Origin of the sequence: Pseudoxanthomonas composti (assembly GCF_004122095.1) — a bacterium.
Taxonomy (GTDB): domain Bacteria; phylum Pseudomonadota; class Gammaproteobacteria; order Xanthomonadales; family Xanthomonadaceae; genus Pseudoxanthomonas_A; species Pseudoxanthomonas_A composti.
In genome coordinates this window covers 416,685-441,416 of sequence record NZ_SAWZ01000002.1, presented here as the reverse complement: position 1 = coordinate 441,416, position 24,732 = coordinate 416,685, and the positions used below count along the sequence as shown (strand labels likewise).

Genomic DNA, 24,732 nt, shown 5'->3' with positions numbered 1-24,732 from the left:
GCCAATGAAGCCATGGTAACCAGCGCCAGTCGCAAAACTTGTGACCCGCCCTGCCCGCCCCTACACTTGCCCGGGTCGGACAATGTCCGACTCCTATCGGGGGTGCACTGGCTTCGACGGGGGTCGCGAAATTACCTGGCGCATGCCGAGGGGGTAGCTTTCCTCGTTAATCCAGCTGCAAACTTCTAGTTGCCAACGACGACAACTACGGTTCGGACTTCGCTCTCGCCGCCTAAACAGCAGTGTTGAGTTGTAGTTCTACAGCCGCCTAAGGCGAACCCCCGAAACCACTTGTGCCCGTGCTCGTGGATGTAGGGTCATTATCACGGAACCGGCGTTGATGGCTGCCTGTCAGTCAGCGCTTAACCAAAACAGGCTGGTCCTGGGGTGCGCTTTGCCCACCGTGCTGCCACAGGACGAGACTCAACGGTGAGATAAGCATGTAGTGCCGGGGATGGAGTGCCTTCGGACGGGGGTTCAATTCCCCCCACCTCCACCATCTCAAGCAAAAAAGCCGAAGCGATCGCTTCGGCTTTTTTGTGCCCGCCGTACGGCCGGCTCAGTATTGCGAGGCGGTCTGCTGCACCGGCGCCAGGCGGATCTCGACGCGGCGGTTGGCGGCGCGTCCCTGTTCGGTGTCGTTGCTGGCGATGGGATAGCGCTTGCCCATGCCGACGATCTCGAAGCGCTCGCGCATCAGGCCCTGGCCAATCAGGTAGCTGCCCACGGCGTTGGCGCGCTGTTCGGACAGGCGCTGGTTGACCGCATCGCTGCCGACGCTGTCGGTGTGGCCGGTCACTTCCACCACGGTCTGGTTGTATTCCTTGAGCGTGGCGGCCACGTTGTTCAGGGCCGGATAGAACTGCGGCTTCAGATCTGCCTTGCCGAAATCGAAGGTGACCCCGTCCGGCAGGTTGAGCTTGATGACGTCGCCATCACGGCTGACGTCGATGCCGGTGCCGGCGGTCTGGCGACGCAGCTGCGCTTCCTGGCGATCCTGGTAGGCACCGATGGCGCCACCGGCCAGGCCGCCCACGCCGGCACCGACCATGGCGCGCTGACGGCGCTCGGTCGCATTGCCGCCGCTGAGCAGACCGGCCACCACGCCAATGCCGGCGCCGATCAGGGCGCCATTGCGGGTCCTGTTGGGGTCGTCCGGTGCATTGGTCTGGCCGGTGTAGGTGGCGCACCCGGACAGGCCGAGGGTGACCGTGAGCAGGCTCAGGGTGGCGGTGGTGGCAAGTTTCTTCATGGCGTCTCCTCGTCGTGCGTGGCCATTGGGTGTGTGGCAAAAACGTTAACGTGCCGCGCCGCAACGCAGGCTAAGCAGGCGTGAACACGGCTGATGCGACGCAGCGCGGTTCAGCGAGCGGCAGCTCATCCCTTGCTTGCCGCATACGCGGCCAACGCGTCTTCGCGCCCCTGCGCCAGATCGACGATGGGCTGGCGTGGATAGTCGGGCGCCAGGCGCTGGAGCAGGTCCGGCTTCTCCCACGGCGCAAAGCGCGCCGGCAACGGCAGCTTGGCCAGTTCCGTGACCCATTGCGCGATGTAGCGACCCTCGGGGTCGAACTTCTGTGCCTGGGTCACCGGGTTGAACACACGGAAGTACGGCGAGGCATCGGCACCGGTGCCGGCCACCCATTGCCAGCCCAGGGTGTTGTTGGCCAGGTCGGCATCGACCAGCGTGTCCCAGAACCATTGGGCGCCCTGCAGCCAGTGCACGCGCAGGTGCTTGGTCAGGTAACTGGCCACGATCATGCGCACGCGGTTGTGCATCACCCCGGTGGTCCAGAGCTCGCGCATGCCGGCATCGACGATCGGCACCCCGGTCAGGCCGCGCTGCCAGGCGTGAAGCTTCGAGGGCGAGGCCTTGGCCCAGTTGAAGTGCTCGAAGCGCGGGTTGAGGTTGTGTTCCACCGTATGCGGAAAGTGATGCAGCAGGTGGTAGGCGAAGTCGCGCCAGACCAGCTGGCGGATGTAGGCGTCGATCTGCGCGGCCAGCTTGGCGCTGCGTCGCGCCTCCAGCGCCTGGACCACGCGCCAGGGCGCGATCTCGCCGAAATGCAGGTGCGGGGACAGGCGAGAAGTGCCGACCCGGTCCGGGCGATCGCGCTGCTCGACATAGCCGTGTAGCGCGCCGTCGAGAAAGACCTCCAGCGCTTCCATGGCACCGGCCTCTCCGGGTTGCCGGGCCTCCCAGAAGCCGGCGTCCCAGCCCAGTGCCGGGGCGAGCCCCAGCTGCGCCAGCGTCTGGCTCTCCAGCGAATCGGGCACGCTCGGGAGCGAGGCTGGCGCATCGCCGGTCGCAGGGAGCTTGAGCTGCGCCATTGCCGCGCGATAGAACGGGGTGAACACCTTGTAGGGCCCGCCGCTCTTGGTCCGCAGGTCCCAGGGCTCGCTCAACAGGGCGCCATTGCAGCTCTGCACGTGCAGGCCCTGTTCCTTGAGCGACTGCTTGATCGCCGCATCGCGTGGCTGCGTGGCCGGCTCGTACTTGCGGTTCCAGTACACGGCTTGCGCCCCGCTCTGCGCGATCAACGCCTGCAGGACCTTGTCGCTGTCGCCCTGCCGCAGGATCAGGCGCGACCCGCGCTGGGCCAGGTCCTCACCCAGGGCCTGGAGCGAGCGGTGCAGCCAGGCGTTGCTGGCCGCTCCCCTGCGCCAGCGGCCTTCTTCGTGCGGAGCATGGATGTAGACCGGCAAGGGGTCGTAGCCGGCTTCCACCGCCGCCAGCAGTGCCGGGTTGTCGGCCAGGCGGAAGTCGTTGCGGAACCACACAAGGGCGAGCGGCATGCGGCATCAGGTCGGGGAATCGGACGGCGCATGATGCCCAAGCTCCGTGCGATGGGCAGTGAACTTCGCTAGCGGCCCGCCGCTGCCCGCGCCAGGCGGGGGTGGTCCGTACCTCCTGCAGTCCCGTCATGCACCGCGGGTCTGGCGCACTGCGCCTGGTCGGCAGGCGGGGACGAAGCGGATGGCTGGATTTGACCGGCGCACCACTGCGACGCGGTCTCGGTGAACCCGACGGGCGCTTCGACCGCGCTGCCTGCGTCCGGGTGACCGGAGGCTGCGGCACCGGCCAACACCCCCGAGACCGTCACGACCATCAATGGCACGTAGATCACCGCCAGGCTGGCCCTGGGCAGCAACATCTCAGGCCACCGCCGGGCGGGCGCCCAGCAAGCGCGCGGGCAGCATCAGCAGCGCCCGCACGAAGGCGAACAGCGCCGAGCAGGCAACGCCCACCAGCCGCAGTGGCAGGCTGAGCACCCACAGCAATGGCCAGGCCAGTAGGGCGAGCACGGCCAGCGGCCAGCACAGCACGAACAGCAGGCACCACACCCCGAGCGCAAGCAAGGTCTTCATGTCCCACTCCGCAGGCGGCCAGTCGCCGCCGGGCGAGCGTGGGCCTGAGGCGCCGCGCCCTGCAACGGCCAGGCGACGGAGCGCCGGCCGCTGCGACGAAACCGAGGATTCCGGGGCTGGAGCCGGGGCGCCCCGCCCTGCCGTTACTCGAAGGACCCGACCGAATCGTGGGCCAGATTGTCGAAACGGGTGTACTCGCCGAAGAACTTGAGCTTGCACGAGCCGGTCGGGCCGCCACGGTGCTTGCCGATGATGATCTCGGCCAGGCCCTTGTCCGGGGAGTTTTCCTTGTTGTAGTAGTCGTCGCGATAGATGAACACGATCATGTCCGCGTCCTGCTCGATCGCGCCCGATTCGCGCAGGTCGGCCATCACCGGGCGCTTGTCGGTGCGCGTTTCCAGCGAGCGGTTGAGCTGGGACAGCGCGATCACCGGCACGCTCAGCTCCTTGGCCAGGCCCTTGAGCGAGCGCGAGATCTCCGAGATTTCCGTGGCGCGGTTCTCGCTGTTGCCGGGCACGCTCATCAGCTGCAGGTAGTCGATCACCACCAGGCCCAGGTCGTGCTCGCGCTTGAGACGGCGACATTTGGCGCGCAGCACGTCAGGCGACAGGCCGGGCGTGTCGTCGATGAAGATCTTGGTTTCCTTCAGCATCGAGATGGCGCTGGTGACGCGGCTCCAGTCCTCGTCCTCAAGCTGGCCGTTGCGCAGGCGCTGGGCATTGATGCGGCCGTTGGAGGAGATCAGGCGCATGGCCAGCTGCGCGGCGGACATTTCCATCGAGAACACCGCGCAGGCCTTCTTCGACTTGATCGCCGCGTACTCGGCGATGTTCAGCGCGAAGGTGGTCTTGCCCATGGCAGGACGCGCCGCCAGGATGATCAGATCGGTCGGCTGCAGGCCGGCGGTCATGTTGTCGAATTCGGTATAGCCGGTGGGCAGGCCGGTGATGTTGCCGCCGTTGTTGTAGCGGTCCTGCAGCGCGGAGAACGCGTCCTTCAGGGCGTTGGGCATGGCCACGAAGTCGGTGCGGCCGCGCGCGCCTTCCTCGGCGATCGCGAAGACCTTCTGTTCGGCCTCGGCCAGCAGCTCGGCGCTGCCACGGCCCTCAGGCACGAAGCCGCGGTTGACGATGCCGGTGCCGACATCGATCAGCTGCCGCATGACCGCCTTCTCGCGCACGATCTCGGCGTAGGCGTTGATGTTGGCGGCCGAGGGCGTGGAGGTGGCCAGCTCGATCAGGTAGGCGCCATTGGCGACCTGTTCGGACTGACCCTGCGAATCGAACCACTCGCCCAGGGTCACCGCGTCGTAGGGGCGGCTCTTTTCGGCCAGCTCGCAGATGGCACGATAAATCAGCTGGTGGTCGCGACGGTAGAAATCGCGGTCGGTCAGCTTGTCGGCAACCCGGTCGTAGGCTTCCGGCGCCAGCATCAGGCCGCCCAGCACCGCCTGTTCGGCCTCGGTCGAATGCGGCGGCACGCGCAGCTGTTCGATGCGGGCGTCGCTGGGGTCGTTGCGGATGCTGTTACTGCTGCTGCGCGCGGCCATGGGAGCGTGTGGAGTTCCTGAAGGGACTTCGGAAGACGAAGCGGAGCCGGGGCGATGCCGGTCGGCCATGGTAGTGGCCCGCGGACCGAAAGGGCTGCAGACAACTCTGTGGATAAGCCGGGATAACCGGTGGGCATCTCAGGGAGCGAGACGGCGGGAACGAGCGCAGGAACGAGTGGAGAGGAACGAGGAACGAGTGCGAGGAGCCAGTCAGGCGCGAGCTCCGGCTTTCACTCGTTCCTCGTTCCTCGTTCCTCGTTCCTCGTTTCTAGCTCCATGCTTCCAAAACAGAACGGGCGCCTTGCGGCGCCCGTCCCCTTCGCTGCCTGGGCAGGAAGATCAGCCTTCGGCCTGGACCACGACCTTGATCGTGGTTTCGACGTCGGCGTGCAGCTTGGCGACCACTTCGTACTCGCCGATGTTGCGCAGCGCGCCTTCCGGCATGACCACTTCGCTCTTCTCAAGCGGCAGGCCGGCGGCGGTGAAGGCATCGGCGATGTCGCGCGGGCCGACCGAACCGAACAGCTTGCCTTCGGTGGAAGCGTTGGCGGTGACGGTCACGCTGGCGCCTTCCAGCTTGGCGCGGCGGGCTTCGGCTTCGTCATGGATCGACTTGGCCTTGGCTTCGTACTCGGCGCGCTTGGCTTCGAACTCGGCGACGTTGGCGGCGGTGGCCGGCACGGCCTTGCCCTGCGGCACCAGGAAATTGCGGCCGTAGCCCGGCTTGACGTTGACCTGGTCGCCCAGGACACCGAGGTTGGTCACTTTCTGCAGGAGAATCAGCTTCATTTGCTTGGTTCCGTATTCGTTAGCGGCACATGGCGTGACGCAACTGTTGCTGTCCGAATGGACGGGATGGAGCGAGAAACGAGTGGAGAGGAACGAGAAACGAGTGAAGATCCCCCCTCCTCGTTCCTCGTTCCTAGCGGCAAAGCCGCTACTCGTTCCTGCTACTTAGACGTCGTGGTTGTCCGTGTACGGGATCAGGGCCAGGAAGCGGGCGCGCTTGACGGCGGTCTGCAGCTGGCGCTGGTAACGGGACTTGGTACCGGTCACGCGGCTCGGCACGATCTTGCCGGTCTCGGTCAGGTACTGGCGCAGGGTGTTGAGATCCTTGTAGTCGATCTCCTTGACACCTTCAGCGGTGAACTTGCAGAACTTGCGACGGCGGAAGAACTTGGACATGAGGAGGTTCCTTAGGCGGCTTCGGCGTTGTCGGAGGCGTCGCTGTTGTCAGCGCCGGTGTCCGAGGAATCGTCGTCGCGACGGCGACGCTCGCCGCGCTCGGGCTTGTCGTTCTTCTCGTCCTTGCTCTTCATGATGATCGACATCTCGGTGTCGGCCTCATCGCGCTTCATGATCAGGTGACGCAGGATGGCGTCGTTGAAGCGGAAGGTCTCGGTCAGCTCGCTCAGGCCGGCCTGGTCCACTTCCACGTTCATCAGGATGTAGTGGGCCTTGACCAGGTTCTGGATCGGATAGGCCAGCTGGCGGCGGCCCCAGTCTTCCAGACGGTGCACCGTGCCGTTGTGGCTCTCGACGATGCCCTTGTAGCGCTCGACCATCGCCGGCACCTGCTCGCTCTGGTCCGGATGGACCAGGAACACGATTTCGTAGTGACGCATAGTGTTTCCCTTTCGGATGAAGGCCAGCGCAGGCGCGCTGGCCGGACAGCCCCCCGACTTCCGACACGGATGCGGTGGGGCAAGGTTCCCGCCACGGACAGGCGCAGGAAGCCGCAAATTATGTCAGCTCAGGGGCTTGCGCGCAATGCGGGCAGATCCAGCCGCATCCGCGCCCTGTTCAGCCGCCCGGATGCGCCCTCATGAGGGGCGCGGGGCGGCCTTCTGGCGGGCGATCCAGGCATCGATGTGCTTTTCCAGCGCCTGAAGCGGCACCGACCCGGTTTCCAGCACCGCATCGTTGTAGTCGCGCAGGTCGAAGCGCTCGCCCAGCGCCTGCCGGGCCTTGTCGCGCAGGGCCGAGATCCTCAGCTGGCCGATCTTGTAGGCCAGCGCCTGTCCCGGCCAGGCGATGTAGCGGTCGATCTCGTTGACGATGTCCTGGTCGGTCTTGGCGGCATTGTCCTTGAAGTAGGCAATGGCCCGATCGCGGCTCCAGCCCTTGGCGTGCATGCCGGTGTCCACCACCAGACGCACGGCGCGCCACATCTCGTAAGTCAGCTGGCCGAAGCGGTCGTAGGGGTCCTCGTACAGGCCCATCGGGTAGCCCAATTGTTCGGCGTACAGGCCCCAGCCCTCGCCGTAGGCCACGAAGTAGGCGGTGCGGCGGAACATCGGCGCATCCGGCATCTCCAGCCCGCGGGCGAACTGGAAGTGATGGCCCGGCACGGCCTCATGCAGGCTCAGGGCCATCATTTCCCAGGTCGGGCGCACCTGCGGCTTGTAGAGGTTGACGTAATAGAAGCCGGCGCGGCTGCCGTCGCTGGCCCCGGGCATGTAGTAGGCGGTGGTGGTGTCGGGGGCCACGTTGTCGGGAATGGCGCGCACGCCATAGGGCTGGCGCGGGATGGTGCGGAAGACCTTCACCAGCTCCGGGTCGATGCGCTTGGCCACGGCCTGGTAGCGCTCCAGCAGATCGGCCGGGGTCTTCTCGAAGAACTTCGGGTCGCTGCGCAGATACGCGAAGAATTCAGGCAGGCTGCCGCTGAAACCGGCCTGGGTCTTGACCTTCTCCATCTCCGCGCGGATGCGCGCGACTTCCTTCAGGCCGATCTGGTGGATCTGCTCGGCCGACAGGTCGGTGGTGGTGTAGTAGCCCGCCAGGAAGTCGTAGAACGCCTTGCCGTCCGGCAGACTGGTGACGGCGATGTTCGCGCGGGTCTTGGGCAGGTATTCGGCTTCGAAGTAGGTCTTGAAGCTGCGGAAGGCCGGCACCACGGCCTCGCTGATGGCCGCCTTTGCCTGTTCACGCAGACGCGCCTGCTCAGCCACCGGGATGCTCTCCGGGAATCGCTGGAACGGCCGGTAGAACGGGCTCTTGGTGGCATCGTCCACGACCTGCGCTGCAAGCTGCGCCGGCACGCGTTCCATCAGGACCTTGGGCGGCAGGTTGCCGGCCTTGATCCCCTCGCCCATCAGCGCGGTGGTCTGCGCCAGCACGGTGGGCACCGCGCGCAGGCGCTTGATCCAGTCCTGGTAGTCCTTGACCGTGGCGAAAGGCAACACCTCGGCGATGCCATCCATGGTCTGCGGGCCGCCCTGGTGGCCGATCGGTTGCAGGTGCTCGTTGAAGCGCTGACGCTCCACCGAACGCTCCAGCTGCCACAGCGCGGTGTCGTAATCGAGCTGATCCATCGGCGACAGCGCGGCGCGATCGAAGCCCTTGAGCTCGGCCAGGGCCTTGCGATCCCCTGACTGCCGCGTGGCGATGGCCTGAAGGCTGATGTCGGTCCAGCGGTCGTTGAAGCGCGCATCGCCCTGATAGCTGGCGTTCTCAGGATTCTCCTGCAGCCCGCGCTCCCATTCACGCGCGAAGAAGGCCTGCAGGTCGGCATTGCGCGCGGGCGCCGCTGAAATACCCGACTGTGCTTGCGCCTGCTGCGCCGCAGGGGCGCACAGCGCCGCCAGAAGTCCCGCCAGGATCCATCGCCGCATCGCCCTACCCCATCGTTCAGAGCCGGGCAGATTAACGCGTTTGCCGGGCACGCAGCCGGCGGGCGTTGGCTCAGGCCACGTCGCGATCCGTGGTGTACCTGTCTACCGCAGGGCTGATATTCAATTTCCAGCTAACAAAAATGCCCGGAAGTTAACAGATGGACTCGGCTTACGATGAGCACAGAAATGCTCCGATTCAACTGCCCCGCAGGATCAAAGGGAATCTGTCGCCAATAATTTTCGCAAGTCAGATGACGTAGTCATTTCACTCCCTCAATGATGTAATAGCTCTTTTCAGCCGAGAACAGAGTTTCTTGCCCGACTTCGGGCATCGCGACAAGTTTTCTTGGATCTTCCTGGCATCGTTCTGAGGTAACGTCTCATCAATATGAGAGACAACGAAATCCTCAAATCGCGGCGATCCACGGGTCAGCAGAACGAGCTCGTCAAACTCTTCCCACTGGTTTGCGAGCAGCGATCCAACGGAGTAGCTGTACCCCTCTCTGATAGCGCCATCGTCACAATGGAAGAATCTTTCATACGACTGATAGACGGCCTCCCAGTGGCGCACACTACTTGCTTCTTGCTCCGCAGCAAAAGCTTCTTGGATGGAGCAAGGGCGCACGTCCACATGAGCGTTGCCAAATGTTAAAGCTACTGTAGCTGCAACCCACTCCCACCTCTTAGTTCGCGAACAGAAAATCCTCATGCGTGCACTCCTTGTCCGACATGGCTTGCGCGATGCGACTCTTTATCTTCGCCGCAAGTGTTGACCCCCCCAGATCGGCGGAAGTGCGCTCCGCCCCAAAACACCACCTCCTTCATCACAGGAAGAGGCTTTTGTTCAGTCACAGCCTGCCCCCGACTTCGCTATGGCCTTGATATCCCGTAAAACATTGGCAATTTCGCTTGGTGTCCTGCAAATCTCCTCAACAGAAACATCGTATCTTGCTTGCGCCCTCTTCTTGAAAGCCGACAGCTCTTCGCGACACTGTGCCGCCAACTTGTTGGCATCAACCGATGCAACCTGATTGATGACCGCATTTCCGCGAAAACTCACGTAGCATTTGAAGTCGCTCGATAGGCCGGCATCCATTTTGAATCGAGCAAGTTCTAGAAGCTTCCTAGGAGCAGCCATGCTTCTGCTACCGCCGATCAGAGAAAGACCTAGCTCCGCCTTGTCCACACCGGTACACGCGTACAAGTTCTGAGCGCAGAGATATTCATTCCCAGAGCTTCTATGGGAAACCAATGACGCCAAGATCGACTGCTCAGCGCCTTCCATGTCCCTGGCTAGTCTATTATTCAGCTCACCACCATGCGCGGGAATTAAAAAGAACATAAGAGAAAAGAATAAGATTATTAGAATAAAATTTTTCATGACTTCAACTAAAACAAGAAGGGCTCGGCGGTCTCAACTTGCAAGCGCAACACTTGCATTGAACTTTGCGAATTCCTCTTCCAACGCTTGATTCGGGGTCTTCCAGCCAAGCGTTTGTCGTGGGCGTGCGTTCATCAAGTCAGCCACGTTGTTGAGGTTTTCCTGGCTGGCCTTGGTCAGGTCCGCACCTTTGGGCATGAACTGGCGCAGCAGGCCATTGGTGTTTTCGTTACTGCCGCGTTGCCAAGGTGCATGTGGATCGGCGAACCATAGATCAATGTTCAGCCGACGCATGAGCTCTTTGTAGCAGGTCATCTCTGTGCCGCGGTCGTAGGTCAGGCTGCCAAGCAGAAAGTGAGGCAGCTTCTTCATTTGCCGGGTAAAGCCTTCCAGTGCATCTTCGGCAGTGCAGCCATCCATCTTGCACAGCAGGACAAAGCGCGTCCTGCGCTCCACCAGCGTACCCACGCAGGAGCGGTTGAATGCGCCTTTTATCAGGTCGCCTTCCCAATACCCTGGAATCAAGCGTTCGGCCACCTCCTCGGGCCGGTGGATGATGCGAAGCTCCTCGGGCACCCAGCTGCGTTTGGCGGCAGTGGTGCGGCGCAGACCACGCGTCGGCTTGTGCCGGCGCAACGCGTCCACGAGTTCCTTCTTCAAGCCACCGCATGGATGTGCGTAGATGGCGGCGTAGATCGTCTCGTGACTCACGCGTTGGCTCGGGTCGTCCGGGTGCAGGCCTCGAAGCTTGGCAGCAATCTGCTGAGGCGACCAGCGATAGAAGACCAGGTCGTCACGAATACTCTGGAAAAGAGCACTTCCTTCCACGATCTTGCGCCTGCGAACGCTCCGCTTTCGATGCAACTGATAACGCTGTCCTGCCAGCTTGGCAATGTATCTCGGCTCCTTCTGCCGGCCCAGCTCGCGCGACACAGTGCAAGCGCTGCGGCTAAGGCGCCTCGCAATGGAGCGGATGCTTGCACCGTTGCTGATCTCGATCTGCAGCACGGCACGTTCCTCGGAACTCAAATGACTGTAGTACTTTCCCATGCGAGCACCCTACGTGGTTGTGGGGTGTTGCACTTGGAAGTTGAGTCTAAGAAGTGACCAGCGCAGATTGCAACCAAGGGAACGACGCTGGTTTCTGAAATCAATGCGCGCGAAGTTTTTCTCTGCGAGCCCTTTTCAGGCCGCAATCGCCCGGATGAGCGGATTCCTTCCGCACCGTGGACGCAACTTTCCTGCCGTAGGCTGCAGTCGCTTGCGCACCATCCACAGGTTGGACAGCGCGAACAGCAGTTTAAATGGCCGGTGTTCTTGGAGCGCTTCGTCGTGTACATATTCGATACCGTCGCGCGCGCATCAATAATCAGGCCGCTAGATAAGACGTCCCGTCAGTGAGGGGGACGCTTCCCTTCATCGCTGGGTTTCGGAACACTCTCGACGAGTGTCCCAAGATCGAACCTCCTGCTGTACGAACTGCCGCTACTGACGGTGACCTCATTCGAGCGGAACTTAAGGCCGTCGTCGCATTCGGCCACAAAGTAGTAGGGCTTCGGCTCCGGACCAGCAACAACCATCATGGTCGTTGAAAAGTCAGGGGCAACGTCCCGTGTACTCCCCTGCTCGCCGGTCCTGGCGGAGACCATGTCAAGCCGACACTGCTTCTCCGACTTCTCCGTCGCACGAGATACCGGTACTGATCCGGACACACGAATGATCATGTCACCACCGAAGGCAGTACAACCCGCGACTATCGACGCACTCAGGAAGATTGGAAGTAAATTCTTCACTTGCTGCACTCCTCCTTCTTCTGCTGTAGGCAATCTTGAAGCGCCTGGGCTTGGTTTTTGGCAAACGAATTCGCCGCATCTTCAAAGCGGTTACCGTCCGCCCAGGAGCCAGAGCGTGAAACCTCGGCCAAGTAACCCCGCCGTGTCAGGTCACCCGTGTTCCACTGTCGAAGCACATGGTAGTATTCATGCAAAACCAGCTCATGATCGGCAAAGAACTCATCCGTAGACAAATTAGGCGGCAGCCTGATCGAGTTCCTACGCGTGGTAACGAAGTCGTTCTTGACGAAGGTCTTATTTCTGACGTTCACGCCTGCGACCGACTGGCCAAAGATCAGCTCCAAGCAGTCCGCCACCCCGCCCGACGCGCGCGCTAACCCAAGAGGATCGGTGTGGCTGATCGGATTACCGCCAACATAGGCGTACGTATTCAACCCGCCATCCAATCCTATTAGGTCGCTCTGGGCGTAAGACCCCATTCTCGCATCATAGTAGCGATTTACGTTGTACCAAAGATTCGTCTCCTGATCGTAATACTGCCCAGGAAATCCAACGTTCAATCCACCAATACTGTCCTGGGTAACGCCACGCCCGAACGCCAAATTGGTCGCGCGCCAAACAACGGCTTTTCCTGTGTTGGTCGCCACTTCGGGCCGGCCCAGATGATCGCCATGCACGTAGTACATTGCACCGCTGCGTACCAGCCCCACCAGCTCGCCGTTGAACCATAGATAGTTGGTCCACACGTCCCCATTATCCTTGTGCTCGGCCAGCAGCTTGCTGTCGGGCCCATAGACGTAACGGTAGTAGCCATGGCTCGGCGCCGATTTCCACACGCGCTCGTTGAAGGCGTTGTAGGAGTAAGCGTTGGTTCCTGCTGGTAACGTTACCGCGGTGTTCTCTGGCTCCAAGAAGCTCGTCGCCGCGTTGCGGCTGACTGTCGCCAACCTGTTGAAGCCGTCATAGCTGAAACTTCCAGTGGAGCCATTGAAGCTTTGGGTAGCGCGATTACCCAGACTGTCATAGCTATAGAAGTGCGGCCCCATCGACAGGACGCGATTACTGTTGGCATCTATGGACAGCGCCTCATCGAAGCTCCACGTGTGATGGAATTTGTTCCCGTTGGCATCCCAGTAGAATGCCTGATATCCCAGTGGTCCATTCTGCTGGGTCAGGCGGTCCAATGCATCGTAGGCGTAGTCCTGGGTTCCATTGGCGTTGACGTTGTTGGTGATCTGCGTAATGCGATCGCTGGTGTCGTAGCCGTACTGCATTCTTTGGAGATACGTCCCAGCATTGGCTGTGCTCAATTCGGTTAGACGCAGATCACCGGCGGTGTAGCCTTGGTCGTAGTTGTAGACGCGACTGAGTCCGTTGCCGTACATCATGGACATCGCCGGACCGAAGGGTCGATAGTTGATACTTGAGATCACGCTAATGACCGTGCCATTGATGTTGACTGTCATGGTCGTCGGCTGCCCCCTGGTGTAGCCGTATCCCACCGCCACGCCATTAGGATATGTGATCCCCGTCAGCTGTCCGAATGCGTCGTAAGAGTAGGAAGTGCTATAGCTGGATTGCGCACCGTTACCCGTAGCGACTTCCGTCCGCTGCTTCAGTCTGCCGTCCTTTTCATAGGCGAAGCTGGTAGTACTCCCTCCTGGAGACGACGTCGCGCAAAGGCGACCCAGTCCATTGGTGCAGCTGTCGTAGCCATATCCCAGCGTTTGACCGCCAGCCGTCATGGCGGACAGGCGCCCCATGCCATCGTAAGAATATGTCGTCATTGCGCCATCATTGCGTATCATTGCGGTCCGCAGGCCCGACGCATCGTAACCATACGAAGTCGACCCCGTGTCCGGGCTGATCACCGCACGCAGCAAGCCCAGGCCGTCATAGGTGTAGGTTGTCGTCTTACCTCGCGGATCGGTCACGCTGATCAATTGGTTGAGCGCGTCGTAGCCGTAGCGGGTTATGCCCCCGAGCGGATCGGTGGACTGCACTAGATTGCCGTTTCGATCGTAGGTGTATGCGGTGACTGCATTGGCGGACGATGTGATGCTGTCGACCCTGCCATCAGCGTTGTAGTGGTAACGAACATTCTGACCATTGTTCCCCCGTCGAGCGGCGAGGAATCCACCCGCGTCATAATCCATGAACGTTTTAGCGATGTAGCTGGTCGAGTTAGTAACGGTTGTACTCGACCCTGCCTGGAGCGTTGTTGTGAGGGCCAGATGCTGCTGCTGGCTAACTGCATTGCTCAAGAGGTCGTAGTTGAAGGCCAGCTCACTCGCGTAATCCTCTGTTTTCTCGTTGTAACCACCGTGCCCATTCGACACTTGGGAGAAAACACTTTTCTCAAACCTGCTTATCCGAACGATTCGGTCAAACGCATCATAGGCATAATAGTTTGAATCCCCATTTGGCAGAGAAACCTGACTCAGGTTGCCGCGGGCATTGTAAACCCTGGAAATGTTAACTGAACTACCGTTGTAGTTACGAACCTCGATCAGTGGATCGCCCAATGCGTTGTAGGTGTAGCTGGCGGTTTCGCCGTTGGCACCCGTCACTGTTCCGGGACGCCCCAAGTTGGTATATCCGCTCATGCTGACGGTGTGGCCGAAACCGTTGGTGATCGAGGTCTGGTTACCGCTGGCATCGTATTGATAGGTGGTCCGATCGCCAGTGCCGGCGATGGGTCCATCGACTTGCATGGTCTGAATCAGACCCGAAGAGTAAATGGAATAGCTGTAACTTGTCGTCAGCGCCTGGTTGGCTGTGCCGAACGCGCTGCGGTTGTACATCGTGACGGACTTTAAGAGGCGTGCCGCTGGGTCTCCATCCGCAAAGTAGTCGTAGGCGATCTCGCGGAGTGGCTGGTTGAACGCGGTTCCGTAACTCTTGACGGATAGGAGCCGGCTCTTGTGGCTGGAGTCCCATGTCAGCACCGTGATCTGCTGCTGATCTGTTTCGCCGTTTGCACCTATACCGGAGACCTTCTGAGTGAGGCGACCGTCTGCATCGAAGACGTATGATGTCTTTGACCCGCTGGCATTTTGTTCGAGGGTCACATTGCCACTGGTATCGAAGGCAAGATACCTGATGCCTGACGAGCATGTATTGGTCTGCGGACGTTCGACCGCAGCAACCCGCTTGATCCCATTAACCGTGACCAGATCGTAGCGCGAGGTTTGCCCCAGAGCATTGGTGACGTCGGTGTAGTCAGCGCCATAGGAGAACGTGCTGCGCTCCACACCGCCTTCCAGCCCCGACCATGCCACGCGCCCGTCAGGCTGATAGGCGAAGCGGCTATAGCGCGTGCCGTTGATTGCCACACCCGTCAAGCCGCCGGACTGTGCGCTGTCTTCGTAAAAGTAAGTTCGCGTCCCAAGGCTGTCCGGACGCGCCGCGCTGCTGAGATAGCCGCTGCTATTGTAGGCATACGTGTACACCTTGCCATTGGGCGCGGTGATCTTGGAAATCTTGCCGTTCGACCACGTCAGAGAGATCGCGCGTCCGGAAGTATGACTCACCGTCGCCAACTGATTGCTGGCGTTGTACGAGTAGGTCAATCCAACGTTGCGCTCATCACGGATCGTCAGTGGACGTCCGTTGGCGTTGTAGGTTTCTTGGTCCCCATCCTTCGTGATCAATACCCAGCTCGCCCCGCTCTGACTAAGTACGGCGCCGCCAGCGTTGCGCCAGACCCCCGCGCCGTCCTTCGTGAAAACAGTGGCGAACCCGCTGGTCCGGTTTGCGTAGATCTTGGTGAGCGCTTGCCCGCCAGTATTGCAGGTGGCGATTGAGTACAGGTTGCCGTGGCATTGGTTGCCGTTGTAATCGAAGCTCAACGTGTACTCGATACTGGAGGCCCATCTGTTTCCGAATATCCCGGCCCTGTTGAGGGATTTGTTGTAGTACCGGCCAATCATCAGTGGCGTTCCACTGTACGGCGGCAACATGAAGTCGAGCTCGGAAAGCACCTTGTTTCCCGTTGCTATCTCCACCGGATGATCAGTGGCTTCCTTTTTCTCAACGCCATCGCAGGGATCAACCTGCGCCTTGGTGGTTTTGTTGGAGATCTCCGAGTCAGTCTTGCCTCGGCTGCCTGTGACTTGTACCGAATCCAAGTCTCTCACCGCGCTGTCGGAACGACGTGGCGCATAATCTCCCGGCTCTGCAACCCATTCGCAGCGCTCTCTCGGCGCTGTCACGGTGCATCCACCGGTGGTGCATTGGGCATCGGATGAGCCAACGCTCGTACAGGCCATGATCATGGCCTGTCCATTGAAGGAGGTTAGAAGAAGAAGCAGCCCCGGAAACAGCATGCGCCAACGAGACCCGACGCGAAGCGCCGGGACAAGACGTCCCATATTCCACATTGTTCTTCCCCGGTGATCGGGCGACGACACTGGTCTGTCGCTCGCGATAAATGACAATTACGTCAGGTTCCACGCACTGTCAAGAAGGGACTTAACAATCAGACGAACGGTCAATGGCGCACATTCCCTTTTGCGATTGCACCACACTTTGACGCTCTTGAGGTCGGAAAGGTCTTGCTGGGTTTGCTGGTGGACGACGTCATTTGCCTTACACGCCCTGCAACCTGAAGTTGGATTTCGGAGGTACAAGGATGCGCTTTGATACCGCCGCGTTATCCGGCCTCACAGCGCTGGCTGGCCCAGGCTACGTTGTATGCCCACAATCCTCATGCGCGGACAGTCAGGAGTCGCGAGTTCTGCCAGCGATCTGGCCGCGCAGCCAAAGTCGCGGCTAACCAGTCGCTTGTGATAGATCGGGCTTCAGCGGCGCGGCTCGGTGCCACTACTGCCACTCAGTAGCCCGGTGTGGCGACCAGTCGGAGCGGATCAGCTGACGCGGCAAGCTACCTGTCTATGGCCCACGGCTGGGTGAGACGTCGCTCCACACCTGCGAGCGTCGTCGGTCGACACTCTTTCGCAGTTCAAATAAGCAAGGAGTCACTCGACAGCCGTAGACCGGTGCGAATCGTCAGTGGTGAAGCTCTCGCCGCAACCGCATTCGGCCGCGGCGTTGGGGTTGGCGAAGACGAAGACCTCGCTCAGGCCCTGCTTGGCGAAGTCGATGCGGGTGCCATCGACCAGCGGCAGGCTGTCGGCATCGACGTAGATGCGCACGCCGTCCTGCTCGAACACGGTGTCGCCCTCGCGCTGTTCGCGCGCCAGGTCGGTGACATGGCCCCAGCCCGAGCAACCGGTGCGGGTCACGCCGAAGCGCAGCCCCAGCACGCCGGGCGACTGGCTGACGAAGCGCTGGACGCGCGCGAAGGCGGCGGGGGCAAGGGTGACAGCCATGGGGTGGTTCCTCGAGTAGCCAGCGAATTATACCGGCCAGGGCGCCCGCGGCCCTGTCGCTTCGGTAAACTCTGCGTTCCCCTTCGATAGTGTCAGCAGGCCGAGGATTCAAGAGATGACGGTGGTAAGCGTCGAGCATGCGCTGGCGGGCAGGATCCCGGTCGGCGGCGAGGTGACCGTGCAGGGCTGGGTGCGCACGCGGCGCGATTCCAAGGCGGGGCTGTCCTTCGTCAATGTCAGCGATGGCTCGTGCTTCGCTCCGATCCAGGTGGTGGTGCCCAGCAGCCTGTCCAACTACGAGGCCGAGGTGAAGCGGCTGACGGCCGGCTGCGCGGTGATCGCCCGCGGCACCCTGGCCGAATCGCAGGGCCAGGGCCAGAGCTTCGAGATCCAGGCCGCCTCGGTGGAGGTCGTGGGCTGGGTCGAGGATCCGGAAACCTATCCGATCCAGCCCAAGGCGCATTCGCTGGAGTTCCTGCGTGAAGTGGCGCACCTGCGCCCGCGCACCAACCTGTTCGGCGCGGTGACCCGCATCCGCAACTGCCTGGCCCAGGCGGTGCACCGGTTCTTCCACCAGAACGGTTTCAACTGGATCTCCACGCCCATCGTGACCACTTCCGATGCGGAGGGCGCCGGCCAGATGTTCCGGGTCTCCACGCTGGACATGGCCAACCTGCCACGCGATGCCAAGGGCAATGTCGACTTCTCCCGCGACTTCTTCGGCAAGGAGACCTTCCTGACCGTGTCCGGCCAGCTCAACGTGGAGGCCTACTGCCTGGCGCTGAGCAAGGTCTACACCTTCGGCCCGACCTTCCGCGCCGAGAACTCCAACACCACCCGGCACCTGGCCGAGTTCTGGATGATCGAGCCGGAGATCGCCTTCGCCGACCTGGCCGAGGACGCGCGCCTGGCCGAGGAATTCCTGAAGTACCTGTTCAAGGCGGTGCTGGACGAGCGCATGGACGACCTGGCCTTCATCGCCGAGCGCGTGGACAAACAGGCCATCACCAAGCTGGAAGCCTTCATCAACTCGCCGTTCGAGCGCATCGACTACAGCGATGCCATCGGCCTGCTGCAGAAGTCCGGCAAGAAGTTCGACTTCCCGGTCGAGTGGGGCCTGGACCTGCAGACCGAGCACGAGCGCTGGCTGACCGAGGAGCACGTCGGCCGCCCGGTGGTGGTGACCAACTACCCCGAGCACATCAAGGCCTTCTACATGCGCCTGAACGATGACGGCAAGACCGTGGCGGCCATGGACGTGCTGGCGCCGGGTATTGGCGAGATCATCGGCGGCAGCCAGCGCGAGGAGCGCCTGGACGTGCTGGACGCGCGCATGGCGCAGTTCGGCCTGGATGCCTCGCACTATGGCTGGTACCGCGATTTCCGCCGCTACGGCACGGTGCCGCATGCCGGCTTCGGCTTGGGGTTCGAGCGCCTGGTGGTCTACGTGTGCGGGCTGAGCAACATCCGCGACGCGATCCCCTACCCGCGCGCGCCGGGCCACGCAGAGTTCTAAGAGCGAGCAACGAGTGAATAGGAACGAGCAACGAGTGCAGAACCAACGGCTCCCTACACATATCCGAAGGTCACTCTCGTTCCTCGTTCCTCTGCGCTCGTTCCTCGTCGCATGATTCTGTTCTTCGCCCTGCTGTTCGTGGCCACGGCGATCGCCGGCTTCTGCGCCTTCGTGATCTTCTGGCCGCTGACCCTGGTGCACGTGCGCGACCGGCATCCGGCCATCACCGCGCAGCTCGGCGCCGGTGCCTTCCTCAAACCGGCTGCCCTGGGATGGTTGTTGCGCGGCGGCTACCGCAGCGTGCGCGATACCTCGCTGAGCGGCCTGGCCACGCCGGCGCGCATCTCGCTGCTGGTGATCTTTGGCGGACTGGCCATGGCCGGCCTGCTGTGGCTGTTTTCGGAGTTGATGTGATGCCTGATTTCCAAGACCAATGGTGGGTGGCCAGCCTGGGCCGCATGCTGATCTGGGCGCGCCTGCGCATCAAGGCGGCGGGCACCGCCGAGGTGCTGGACAGCGATGGCAACACGCTGGCCTACGACAGCGAGGACAGCGCGCGCGCGGCGTTGTTCGATGCCGACTTCGTCGCCTTCGACGGGCTGGACGAGGAAGATGCGCTGGTCCGTGGCTTTTCGCTGCACGAGATCGCCCCGCCCAAGGCGGCGCACGATGAGGACCTCAAGCCGCTGATGACCCAGTCGATGGGCGGCAGGGCCTAGGCGCACCATGTATCGACCGGCGGCGTTCAAGCTGGACGATCTGTCGGCGCTGGACGAGCTGATCGCGCGCGACGCCTTCATCACGCTGGTCACCACTGCCGAAGATGGCACGCCCGAGGTCGGTCACCTGCCGGTGCGCTACACCCGGCACGATCATGACATCGTGCTGGAAGGCCACTGGGCACGCCCCAATCCGCAGGCGCGGCATGTTGGCGCCGCGCTGGCCATCGTGCATGGCCCGCATGCCTACGTGACGCCGTCGGCGTATCCAGACAAGGAAGCGGCCGCGCGCGTGCCGACCTGGAACTACGCGGTGGCGCACCTGCATGGCCGACTCGAATCCTTCAGCGATTCCAAGGCCTTGGCTGGGCTCGTCGATCGGCTCAGCCAGCACTTCGAAGCGCAGGTTGGCAGCGACTGGCGCTTCGAGCACGGCGATCCCAGGCTGGTGCGCCAGTTGGCCGGCATCGTCGGCTTCCGGCTGCGGGTGGAACGCGTGGAGCTGAAGTTCAAGCTCAGCCAGAACCACCCTGCGGCCAATGTCGCCGCTGTCGCCGACGAGCTGGATGCCCGTGGAGAGCCGATGGCCGGCGAGATCGCGCGGATGATGCGCGGGCATCTGCCGCGTTGAGCCCGGTGCAGCCGTGCACCTTGCGTGGGGCATCACGCGAGATGGTGTCCAATCCCCGGCAAGCGCCGTGCAAGGCGCTCCCTTCTTGAGACGCTGAGCGAACGCCCATGGATCTGAATCTTTCCGGCCGACATGCGCTGGTCTTCGGCGCCTCCGAAGGCATCGGCCAGGCCAGCGCGTTGGAACTGGCCCTGCTGGGCGCGGATGTCACCGTGGTGGCGCGGCGCCGCGCCACCCTGGAATCGGTGGTTGCCGACCTGCCGCAGGTCGCCGCGGGCCAGCGCCACGGGTACCGCGTGGCCGACGACGCGCAGCCGCAGGCGCTGGAGGCGATGCTGACCGAGCTCGTGGCCGAGCGCCCGGTCCAGGTGCTGGTCAACAACAGTGGCGGCCCGCCCGGCGGGCGCGCCATCGAGGCCGATGCGAACGCATTTCTGGCGGCGTTCCAGCAGCACCTGCTGGCCAACCACGCGCGCCTGCAAGCGGTGCTGCCGGGGATGCGCGCCGGTGGCTGGGGCCGCGTCGTCAACATCGTCAGCACCTCGGTGTACGAGCCCATCCCCAATCTGGGCGTGTCCAACACCACGCGCGGGGCGGTGGCCAGCTGGGCCAAGACGCTTTCGCGCGAGCTGGGGCCCGAGGGCATCACCGTCAACAACGTCCTGCCTGGCTACACCCGCACCGCGCGCCTGGATCACATCATCAAGGACCGCATGGCCGCCAACGGCGGCAGCGAGGACGAGGCGCTGGCCGCCATCGCCTCCGGGGTGCCGGTCCGCCGCGTGGCCCAGGCCAGCGAGGTCGCCGCCGCCGTGGCGTTCCTGGCCAGCCCCGCTGCCGGTTACATCACCGGCGTCAGCCTGGCCGTGGATGGCGGGCGCATGCAGTCCATCTAGTTTGTCCTCAAGCGAAGGAACCGCATGACGTCTCAAACCGTTTGGCTAACGACAGACCTGAGAACAGTTTTTCTGGGTCTTGCACTGCTTACAAACCTCTGGGTGCTGCTGCCATCGGCACAGGCGCAAGAGCGCCCTGATGCCGTACAACAAGCGATGATGGCAATGACCGCATCGCATGGTCAACGAACTGCGCTCCCCTTAGTGACCGTGCTTGAGCGATTGCGGGCGACCAATGGCATTGACGAATCAAGCGTCGCTTTCATTTCGCAGCTTGAAGCGACCGGTCTAGCCGAGCTGGGCGAGTACGAACCAGCGCTCGAACGATTCCCCGAAAAACTGCTGCCGCTCTTGCGGACGCAGAACGCGCCTGGTCCCGGCTACACGCCACGCAGCGCGGCAGAAACCATCGCGAGACTCGCCGAAGGTCGGCGGATCGTCGTCATCAACGAAGCGCATCATGCCCCGCAGACCCGCACCCTGCTCGTTGAGCTACTGCCACTGCTGCGAGGCGAGGGCTTTACCGACTATGCCGCGGAGGCGCTCTCAGAGCATGCGGAAAAAATCGGACCACGCGGCTACGCGGAGCACGATGATGGTCTCTACTCGAGAGAGGCAGTATTCGGCCAAGTCTTGAGCACTGCCGCTCAACTTGGATTCCGCATTCAGAACTATGAGTACCAGGGCAAGCAGCGCACACAGCAGGATCGAGAGACTGGCCAGGCCAGAAATCTCGCGCGACTGCTACGTGAGCGGCCCGATGCTAGGTTCATCGTACATGCGGGCTACTCGCACGCCATTGAGCGCGCGCTACCCAATTACACGCCGATGGCCGCAGAGCTGAAAAGGTTGACGGGTCTGGACCCACTGACGGTAGATCAAACCTTCCTGCGGCCGCTGCGACCTGCCACTGACGAAGAAGCCATCTACCGCCAATTGCTTGAAAGACTCCCCGGGGATACCGCGACCGCATCGGTCTTCGTGTCTGAGGACGGGGCAGTCTGGAGCTATCAGCCGGATGGCTTCGACGTCACCGTGGTTCTGCCCGACCCACCGGCGCTCCATGGACGACCCGGCTGGCTGTGGCAACCGGCCTTGAAACGCCACCATGCACCTGTGGATCGCAAGCTCTGTGCGAACACTTGGCCCTGTGCCGTCATTTCGCGGCGCGCAAACCGGCCTGAGAATGCCGTGGCTGCCGATGGTGTCGTGCTACGTGAGCCCGACGCCTGTATCGTGCTTGCGCTTCCTGCCGGCCGCTTCACGCTGGTTGCGACTGACGCACAGGATCGCGTGCTGGGAATGCAAGAAATAACCGTCCCAGCATCCCCCAATGATGGCCCGCAACCCGTTCGATAATGAGACCCACCCATGCCGGAAGGTCCTGAAATCCGTCGCGCCGCCGACAAGCTGTTCGCGGCGGTCGGCAGTGCGCCGCTGGCGTCGGTCTGGTTCGGCCTGCCCGCGCTCAAGGGCAAGGAGAAGCTGCTCAGGGGTCACTGCATCACGGCCATCGACACGCATGGCAAGGCGATGCTGACGCGGTTCGACCACGGCTGGACGCTGTACTCGCACAACCAGCTCTATGGGGTGTGGATGGTGGCCGCGGCTGGCACGCGCCCCGAGACCACCCGCAGCCTGCGGGTGGCGCTGGAGACGCAGGACCAGGCGATCCTGCTGTATTCGGCCTCGGATATCGCCTTGTGGAAGACCGAGGAGCTGGTCCGGCACCCGTTCCTGTCCAAGCTCGGGCCGGATGTGCTGGACAAGCGCCTGACCGCCGCGGCAGTGGCCAGGCGGCTGCAGGAGCCGCGCTTTGGCCGAATGTCGCTGGCGGCGCTGCTGCTGGACCAGGGCTTCCTGGCGGGCATGGGCAACTATCTGCGCTCGGAGGTGCTGTTCGAGGCCGGCATTGCGCCCTTGCGCGGCGCGGCCAGCCTGACGCCGGACGAGCGCAAGCTGCTGGCCAAGGCGCTGCTGGACGTGCCCCGCCGCAGCTATCGCAGCCGCGGCATCCGCAAGGCCGAGGGCATGCGCGCCGAGTACATCACCGATACGCCGGAGGGCTTTGCCTTCAAGGTGTTCGACCGCCAGGGCCTGCCGTGTCCGGATTGCGGGACGCCCATTCGTCGGCGGGAGTTGGCGGGGCGGCGCCTGTACGACTGCCCGGCTTGCCAGAAGTGACGTCGGCAGTTGCGGTCTAGAGTGTCTGGACAGCACGTCGACGGCCCCTTCGCCGATGAATCGGCTCCCACGACGGCACTCGCCGTTCGATCGTCCGGATTGCTCCACCGTGGCGTAGGGCGGATCGCGATCCGCCATCGTGGAGCCCAGCATGCCCATGACGTCACCTCACGCGACAGGCGCGTCCCTAGTGTCCCATCTGTTCAGCGCGTTCCAGCATGGCGTTGGCGGATCACGATCCGCCCTACGGATGAGCGCGCTGCCTCGGGAAGGCGTCTTCGCCGATGAATCGGCTTTCACATTGGCCTCTGAGGCAAAGGCGCCTTGCTGGCTGGCAAGGTGACGGCGCTCACACGCATCGCGGGTATCCTTGCAGACCCACCTCCGGCCCCTGAAGACCCTGCCATGTCAGACCTGGACACCCTGCTCCGCAACAACCGCGAATGGTCCGAGCGGATCAGCCGCGAAGACCCGGACTTCTTCGAGCGCCTCTCACGCCAGCAATCGCCGCGCTATCTGTGGATCGGCTGCTCGGATTCGCGGGTGCCGGCCAACCAGATCCTGGGCCTGGATCCGGGTGAGGTCTTTGTCCACCGCAACGTGGCCAACCTGGTCCAGCACACCGACCTGAATTGCCTGTCGGCCGTGCAGTTCTCGGTGGACGTGCTCAAGGTGGAGCACATCCTCATCGTGGGCCACTACGGCTGCGGCGGTTTGCACGCCGGGCTGACCGGCAAGCGCGTGGGGCTGACCGACAACTGGCTGGGCCAGGTCGGCGACATCGTGCAGAAGCATGCCGACTTGCTGGATGCGCTACCGGACGAAGCGGCCCGCCACGCGCGCCTGTGCGAGATCAATGCGATCGAGCAGGTGGTCAACCTGTGCCAGAGCACGGTGATCCGCGATGCCTGGGCGCGTGGGCAGTCCCTGAGCGTGCATGGCTGGTGCTACAGCCTGTTCGATGGCCGCGTGCGCCAGCTGGGCATGGATGTGGACAGCTTCGAGTCACTGAGGCCGACCTACCAGCGCGCCCTGCAGACCACGCCGTACATGGCCGACGTTTGAGCGCGGACCTGGCGATGCTGCCCTCCCCCCTCAACCTGCAGGCCTGGATCGAGGAACACCGGCACCTGCTCAAGCCGCCGGTCGGCAACAAGGTCGTCTACGCGGACGACTTCATCGTGATGGTGGTCGGTGGGCCGAATGCGCGCACCGACTACCACCACGACGAGGGCGCCGAATGGTTCTATCAGCTGGAAGGCGAGATGGTCCTGCGCATCCAGGAAGACGGCAAGGTGCGCGACATCCCCATCCGTGCCGGCGAGATCTTCCTGCTGCCGCCGCGGGTGCCGCATTCCCCGCAGCGCATGCCCGACTCGGTGGGGTTGGTGATCGAACGCCGCCGCCTGCCGCACGAGCAGGACGGCCTGATGTGGTTCTGCGAGCGCTGCAACCACAAGCTCTACGAAGAGTACTTCCCGCTGCGCAACATCGAGACCGACTTCCCGCCGGTGTTCGACCGCTTCTACGCCTCGCGCGAGCACCGCACCTGCGACGCCTGCGGCCATTTCAATCCGGCGCCTGCGCGTTACGTCATGCCTGACACATGAGGAGTGAGTGGTGGGGCGAGGAGTGAGGAGTGAGCGAAACAGCTGAGGCGGCGGGCGTTTTGCTTTCGCTTTTGCTCTTACTCACTCCTCACTCCTCGCTTCACCACTCACTCCTCGCTCAACCATGTCCCCG

Annotated in this window: 22 protein-coding genes and 1 other RNA gene; 10 read left to right on the top strand and 13 right to left on the bottom strand. The window is 62.7% G+C overall.

Annotated elements, in window-relative coordinates:
* Positions 1-98 precede the first annotated feature (98 nt).
* Positions 99-499, top strand: a transfer-messenger RNA (tmRNA) gene (gene ssrA, locus EPA99_RS05190).
* Positions 500-559: 60 nt separating this feature from the next.
* Here ssrA and EPA99_RS05185 read toward each other — a convergent pair.
* The 13 genes from EPA99_RS05185 to EPA99_RS05125 all read right to left on the bottom strand — a co-directional run bounded on the left by EPA99_RS05185 (position 560) and on the right by EPA99_RS05125 (position 17,043).
* Positions 560-1,252 carry a YiaD family glycine zipper/OmpA-like lipoprotein gene (locus tag EPA99_RS05185; protein ID WP_129470128.1) on the bottom strand — a complete coding sequence of 231 codons (693 nt, stop codon included), beginning with the start codon at positions 1,250-1,252 and terminating at the stop codon, positions 560-562.
* Positions 1,253-1,377: 125 nt separating this feature from the next.
* A complete protein-coding gene (locus EPA99_RS05180; RefSeq protein WP_129470127.1) occupies positions 1,378-2,796 on the bottom strand; it encodes a cryptochrome/photolyase family protein in 1,419 nt (472 codons plus the stop codon).
* Between the two features lie 360 nt (positions 2,797-3,156).
* Positions 3,157-3,369, bottom strand: a complete 213-nt coding sequence (locus EPA99_RS05175) for a hypothetical protein (protein WP_129470126.1) — start codon at positions 3,367-3,369, stop codon at positions 3,157-3,159.
* Positions 3,370-3,512: 143 nt separating this feature from the next.
* Entirely contained in the window at positions 3,513-4,919 is a 1,407-nt protein-coding gene (locus tag EPA99_RS05170) for a replicative DNA helicase (protein ID WP_129470125.1), read from the bottom strand.
* Between the two features lie 339 nt (positions 4,920-5,258).
* Positions 5,259-5,708, bottom strand: a complete 450-nt coding sequence (gene rplI / locus EPA99_RS05165) for a 50S ribosomal protein L9 (RefSeq protein ID WP_129470124.1) — start codon at positions 5,706-5,708, stop codon at positions 5,259-5,261.
* Positions 5,709-5,873: 165 nt separating this feature from the next.
* On the bottom strand, positions 5,874-6,104 hold the full coding sequence (rpsR, locus tag EPA99_RS05160) for a 30S ribosomal protein S18 (RefSeq protein ID WP_129470123.1): 231 nt from the start codon (positions 6,102-6,104) through the stop codon (positions 5,874-5,876).
* 11 nt (positions 6,105-6,115) lie between these two features.
* Complete coding sequence (rpsF, locus tag EPA99_RS05155) at positions 6,116-6,544, bottom strand: 30S ribosomal protein S6 (protein WP_129470122.1); 429 nt, start codon at positions 6,542-6,544, stop codon at positions 6,116-6,118.
* 198 nt (positions 6,545-6,742) lie between these two features.
* On the bottom strand, positions 6,743-8,536 hold the full coding sequence (locus tag EPA99_RS05150; protein WP_129470121.1) for a DUF885 domain-containing protein: 1,794 nt from the start codon (positions 8,534-8,536) through the stop codon (positions 6,743-6,745).
* A 265-nt stretch (positions 8,537-8,801) separates the two neighbouring features.
* Positions 8,802-9,245, bottom strand: a complete 444-nt coding sequence (locus EPA99_RS05145; RefSeq protein ID WP_129470120.1) for a hypothetical protein — start codon at positions 9,243-9,245, stop codon at positions 8,802-8,804.
* Between the two features lie 135 nt (positions 9,246-9,380).
* Positions 9,381-9,917 (bottom strand): Imm57 family immunity protein, encoded by a 537-nt coding sequence (locus EPA99_RS05140; RefSeq protein ID WP_129470119.1) that lies wholly within the window; start codon positions 9,915-9,917, stop codon positions 9,381-9,383.
* 33 nt (positions 9,918-9,950) lie between these two features.
* A complete protein-coding gene (locus EPA99_RS05135) occupies positions 9,951-10,967 on the bottom strand; it encodes an IS30 family transposase (protein WP_129470118.1) in 1,017 nt (338 codons plus the stop codon).
* A gap of 739 nt (positions 10,968-11,706) precedes the next feature.
* Positions 11,707-16,083 (bottom strand): RHS repeat-associated core domain-containing protein, encoded by a 4,377-nt coding sequence (locus EPA99_RS05130; protein WP_164978566.1) that lies wholly within the window; start codon positions 16,081-16,083, stop codon positions 11,707-11,709.
* Positions 16,084-16,689: 606 nt separating this feature from the next.
* A complete protein-coding gene (locus EPA99_RS05125; RefSeq protein WP_129470116.1) occupies positions 16,690-17,043 on the bottom strand; it encodes a HesB/IscA family protein in 354 nt (117 codons plus the stop codon).
* A 115-nt stretch (positions 17,044-17,158) separates the two neighbouring features.
* Between EPA99_RS05125 and asnS the strand changes: the two genes are divergently transcribed.
* The 9 genes from asnS (at position 17,159) to EPA99_RS05080 (ending at position 24,599) form a co-directional block, all read left to right on the top strand.
* Positions 17,159-18,559 carry an asparagine--tRNA ligase gene (asnS, locus tag EPA99_RS05120; RefSeq protein ID WP_129470115.1) on the top strand — a complete coding sequence of 467 codons (1,401 nt, stop codon included), beginning with the start codon at positions 17,159-17,161 and terminating at the stop codon, positions 18,557-18,559.
* A 111-nt stretch (positions 18,560-18,670) separates the two neighbouring features.
* On the top strand, positions 18,671-18,973 hold the full coding sequence (locus EPA99_RS05115) for a hypothetical protein (protein ID WP_129470114.1): 303 nt from the start codon (positions 18,671-18,673) through the stop codon (positions 18,971-18,973).
* The gene (locus tag EPA99_RS05110) at positions 18,973-19,278 is read left to right on the top strand and encodes a hypothetical protein (protein ID WP_129470113.1); all 306 of its coding nucleotides are present in this window, start codon (positions 18,973-18,975) and stop codon (positions 19,276-19,278) included. Before EPA99_RS05115 ends, EPA99_RS05110 begins: the two co-directional genes overlap by 1 nt.
* A gap of 7 nt (positions 19,279-19,285) precedes the next feature.
* Positions 19,286-19,909, top strand: a complete 624-nt coding sequence (locus EPA99_RS05105; RefSeq protein ID WP_129470112.1) for an FMN-binding negative transcriptional regulator — start codon at positions 19,286-19,288, stop codon at positions 19,907-19,909.
* 107 nt (positions 19,910-20,016) lie between these two features.
* Positions 20,017-20,805 carry an SDR family oxidoreductase gene (locus EPA99_RS05100; protein ID WP_129470111.1) on the top strand — a complete coding sequence of 263 codons (789 nt, stop codon included), beginning with the start codon at positions 20,017-20,019 and terminating at the stop codon, positions 20,803-20,805.
* A gap of 24 nt (positions 20,806-20,829) precedes the next feature.
* Positions 20,830-22,164 (top strand): hypothetical protein, encoded by a 1,335-nt coding sequence (locus EPA99_RS05095; protein WP_129470110.1) that lies wholly within the window; start codon positions 20,830-20,832, stop codon positions 22,162-22,164.
* A 12-nt stretch (positions 22,165-22,176) separates the two neighbouring features.
* A complete protein-coding gene (nei, locus tag EPA99_RS05090) occupies positions 22,177-22,989 on the top strand; it encodes an endonuclease VIII (protein WP_129470109.1) in 813 nt (270 codons plus the stop codon).
* 405 nt (positions 22,990-23,394) lie between these two features.
* Positions 23,395-24,054, top strand: a complete 660-nt coding sequence (gene can, locus EPA99_RS05085; protein ID WP_129470108.1) for a carbonate dehydratase — start codon at positions 23,395-23,397, stop codon at positions 24,052-24,054.
* A 14-nt stretch (positions 24,055-24,068) separates the two neighbouring features.
* Positions 24,069-24,599: a 3-hydroxyanthranilate 3,4-dioxygenase gene (locus tag EPA99_RS05080; protein WP_129470107.1), complete on the top strand. Its 531-nt coding sequence runs from the start codon at positions 24,069-24,071 to the stop codon at positions 24,597-24,599.
* The last annotated feature ends 133 nt before the right edge of the window (positions 24,600-24,732 follow it).

Bases quoted from the DNA above. Each gene is read 5' to 3' on its own strand.
- EPA99_RS05135 (WP_129470118.1), bottom strand. From the start codon at position 10,967: ATGGGAAAGTACTACAGTCATTTGAGTTCCGAGGAACGTGCCGTGCTG.
- EPA99_RS05170 (WP_129470125.1), bottom strand. From the start codon at position 4,919: ATGGCCGCGCGCAGCAGCAGTAACAGCATCCGCAACGACCCCAGCGAC.
- EPA99_RS05140 (WP_129470119.1), bottom strand. From the start codon at position 9,917: ATGAAAAATTTTATTCTAATAATCTTATTCTTTTCTCTTATGTTCTTT.
- nei (WP_129470109.1), top strand. From the start codon at position 22,177: ATGCCGGAAGGTCCTGAAATCCGTCGCGCCGCCGACAAGCTGTTCGCG.
- EPA99_RS05110 (WP_129470113.1), top strand. From the start codon at position 18,973: ATGCCTGATTTCCAAGACCAATGGTGGGTGGCCAGCCTGGGCCGCATG.
- EPA99_RS05145 (WP_129470120.1), bottom strand. From the start codon at position 9,245: ATGAGGATTTTCTGTTCGCGAACTAAGAGGTGGGAGTGGGTTGCAGCT.
- EPA99_RS05180 (WP_129470127.1), bottom strand. From the start codon at position 2,796: ATGCCGCTCGCCCTTGTGTGGTTCCGCAACGACTTCCGCCTGGCCGAC.
- asnS (WP_129470115.1), top strand. From the start codon at position 17,159: ATGACGGTGGTAAGCGTCGAGCATGCGCTGGCGGGCAGGATCCCGGTC.
- EPA99_RS05105 (WP_129470112.1), top strand. From the start codon at position 19,286: ATGTATCGACCGGCGGCGTTCAAGCTGGACGATCTGTCGGCGCTGGAC.
- rplI (WP_129470124.1), bottom strand. From the start codon at position 5,708: ATGAAGCTGATTCTCCTGCAGAAAGTGACCAACCTCGGTGTCCTGGGC.
- rpsF (WP_129470122.1), bottom strand. From the start codon at position 6,544: ATGCGTCACTACGAAATCGTGTTCCTGGTCCATCCGGACCAGAGCGAG.
- EPA99_RS05115 (WP_129470114.1), top strand. From the start codon at position 18,671: ATGATTCTGTTCTTCGCCCTGCTGTTCGTGGCCACGGCGATCGCCGGC.
- EPA99_RS05175 (WP_129470126.1), bottom strand. From the start codon at position 3,369: ATGAAGACCTTGCTTGCGCTCGGGGTGTGGTGCCTGCTGTTCGTGCTG.
- EPA99_RS05150 (WP_129470121.1), bottom strand. From the start codon at position 8,536: ATGCGGCGATGGATCCTGGCGGGACTTCTGGCGGCGCTGTGCGCCCCT.
- rpsR (WP_129470123.1), bottom strand. From the start codon at position 6,104: ATGTCCAAGTTCTTCCGCCGTCGCAAGTTCTGCAAGTTCACCGCTGAA.
- EPA99_RS05130 (WP_164978566.1), bottom strand. From the start codon at position 16,083: ATGGGACGTCTTGTCCCGGCGCTTCGCGTCGGGTCTCGTTGGCGCATG.
- EPA99_RS05125 (WP_129470116.1), bottom strand. From the start codon at position 17,043: ATGGCTGTCACCCTTGCCCCCGCCGCCTTCGCGCGCGTCCAGCGCTTC.
- can (WP_129470108.1), top strand. From the start codon at position 23,395: ATGTCAGACCTGGACACCCTGCTCCGCAACAACCGCGAATGGTCCGAG.
- EPA99_RS05095 (WP_129470110.1), top strand. From the start codon at position 20,830: ATGACGTCTCAAACCGTTTGGCTAACGACAGACCTGAGAACAGTTTTT.
- EPA99_RS05080 (WP_129470107.1), top strand. From the start codon at position 24,069: ATGCTGCCCTCCCCCCTCAACCTGCAGGCCTGGATCGAGGAACACCGG.
- EPA99_RS05100 (WP_129470111.1), top strand. From the start codon at position 20,017: ATGGATCTGAATCTTTCCGGCCGACATGCGCTGGTCTTCGGCGCCTCC.
- EPA99_RS05185 (WP_129470128.1), bottom strand. From the start codon at position 1,252: ATGAAGAAACTTGCCACCACCGCCACCCTGAGCCTGCTCACGGTCACC.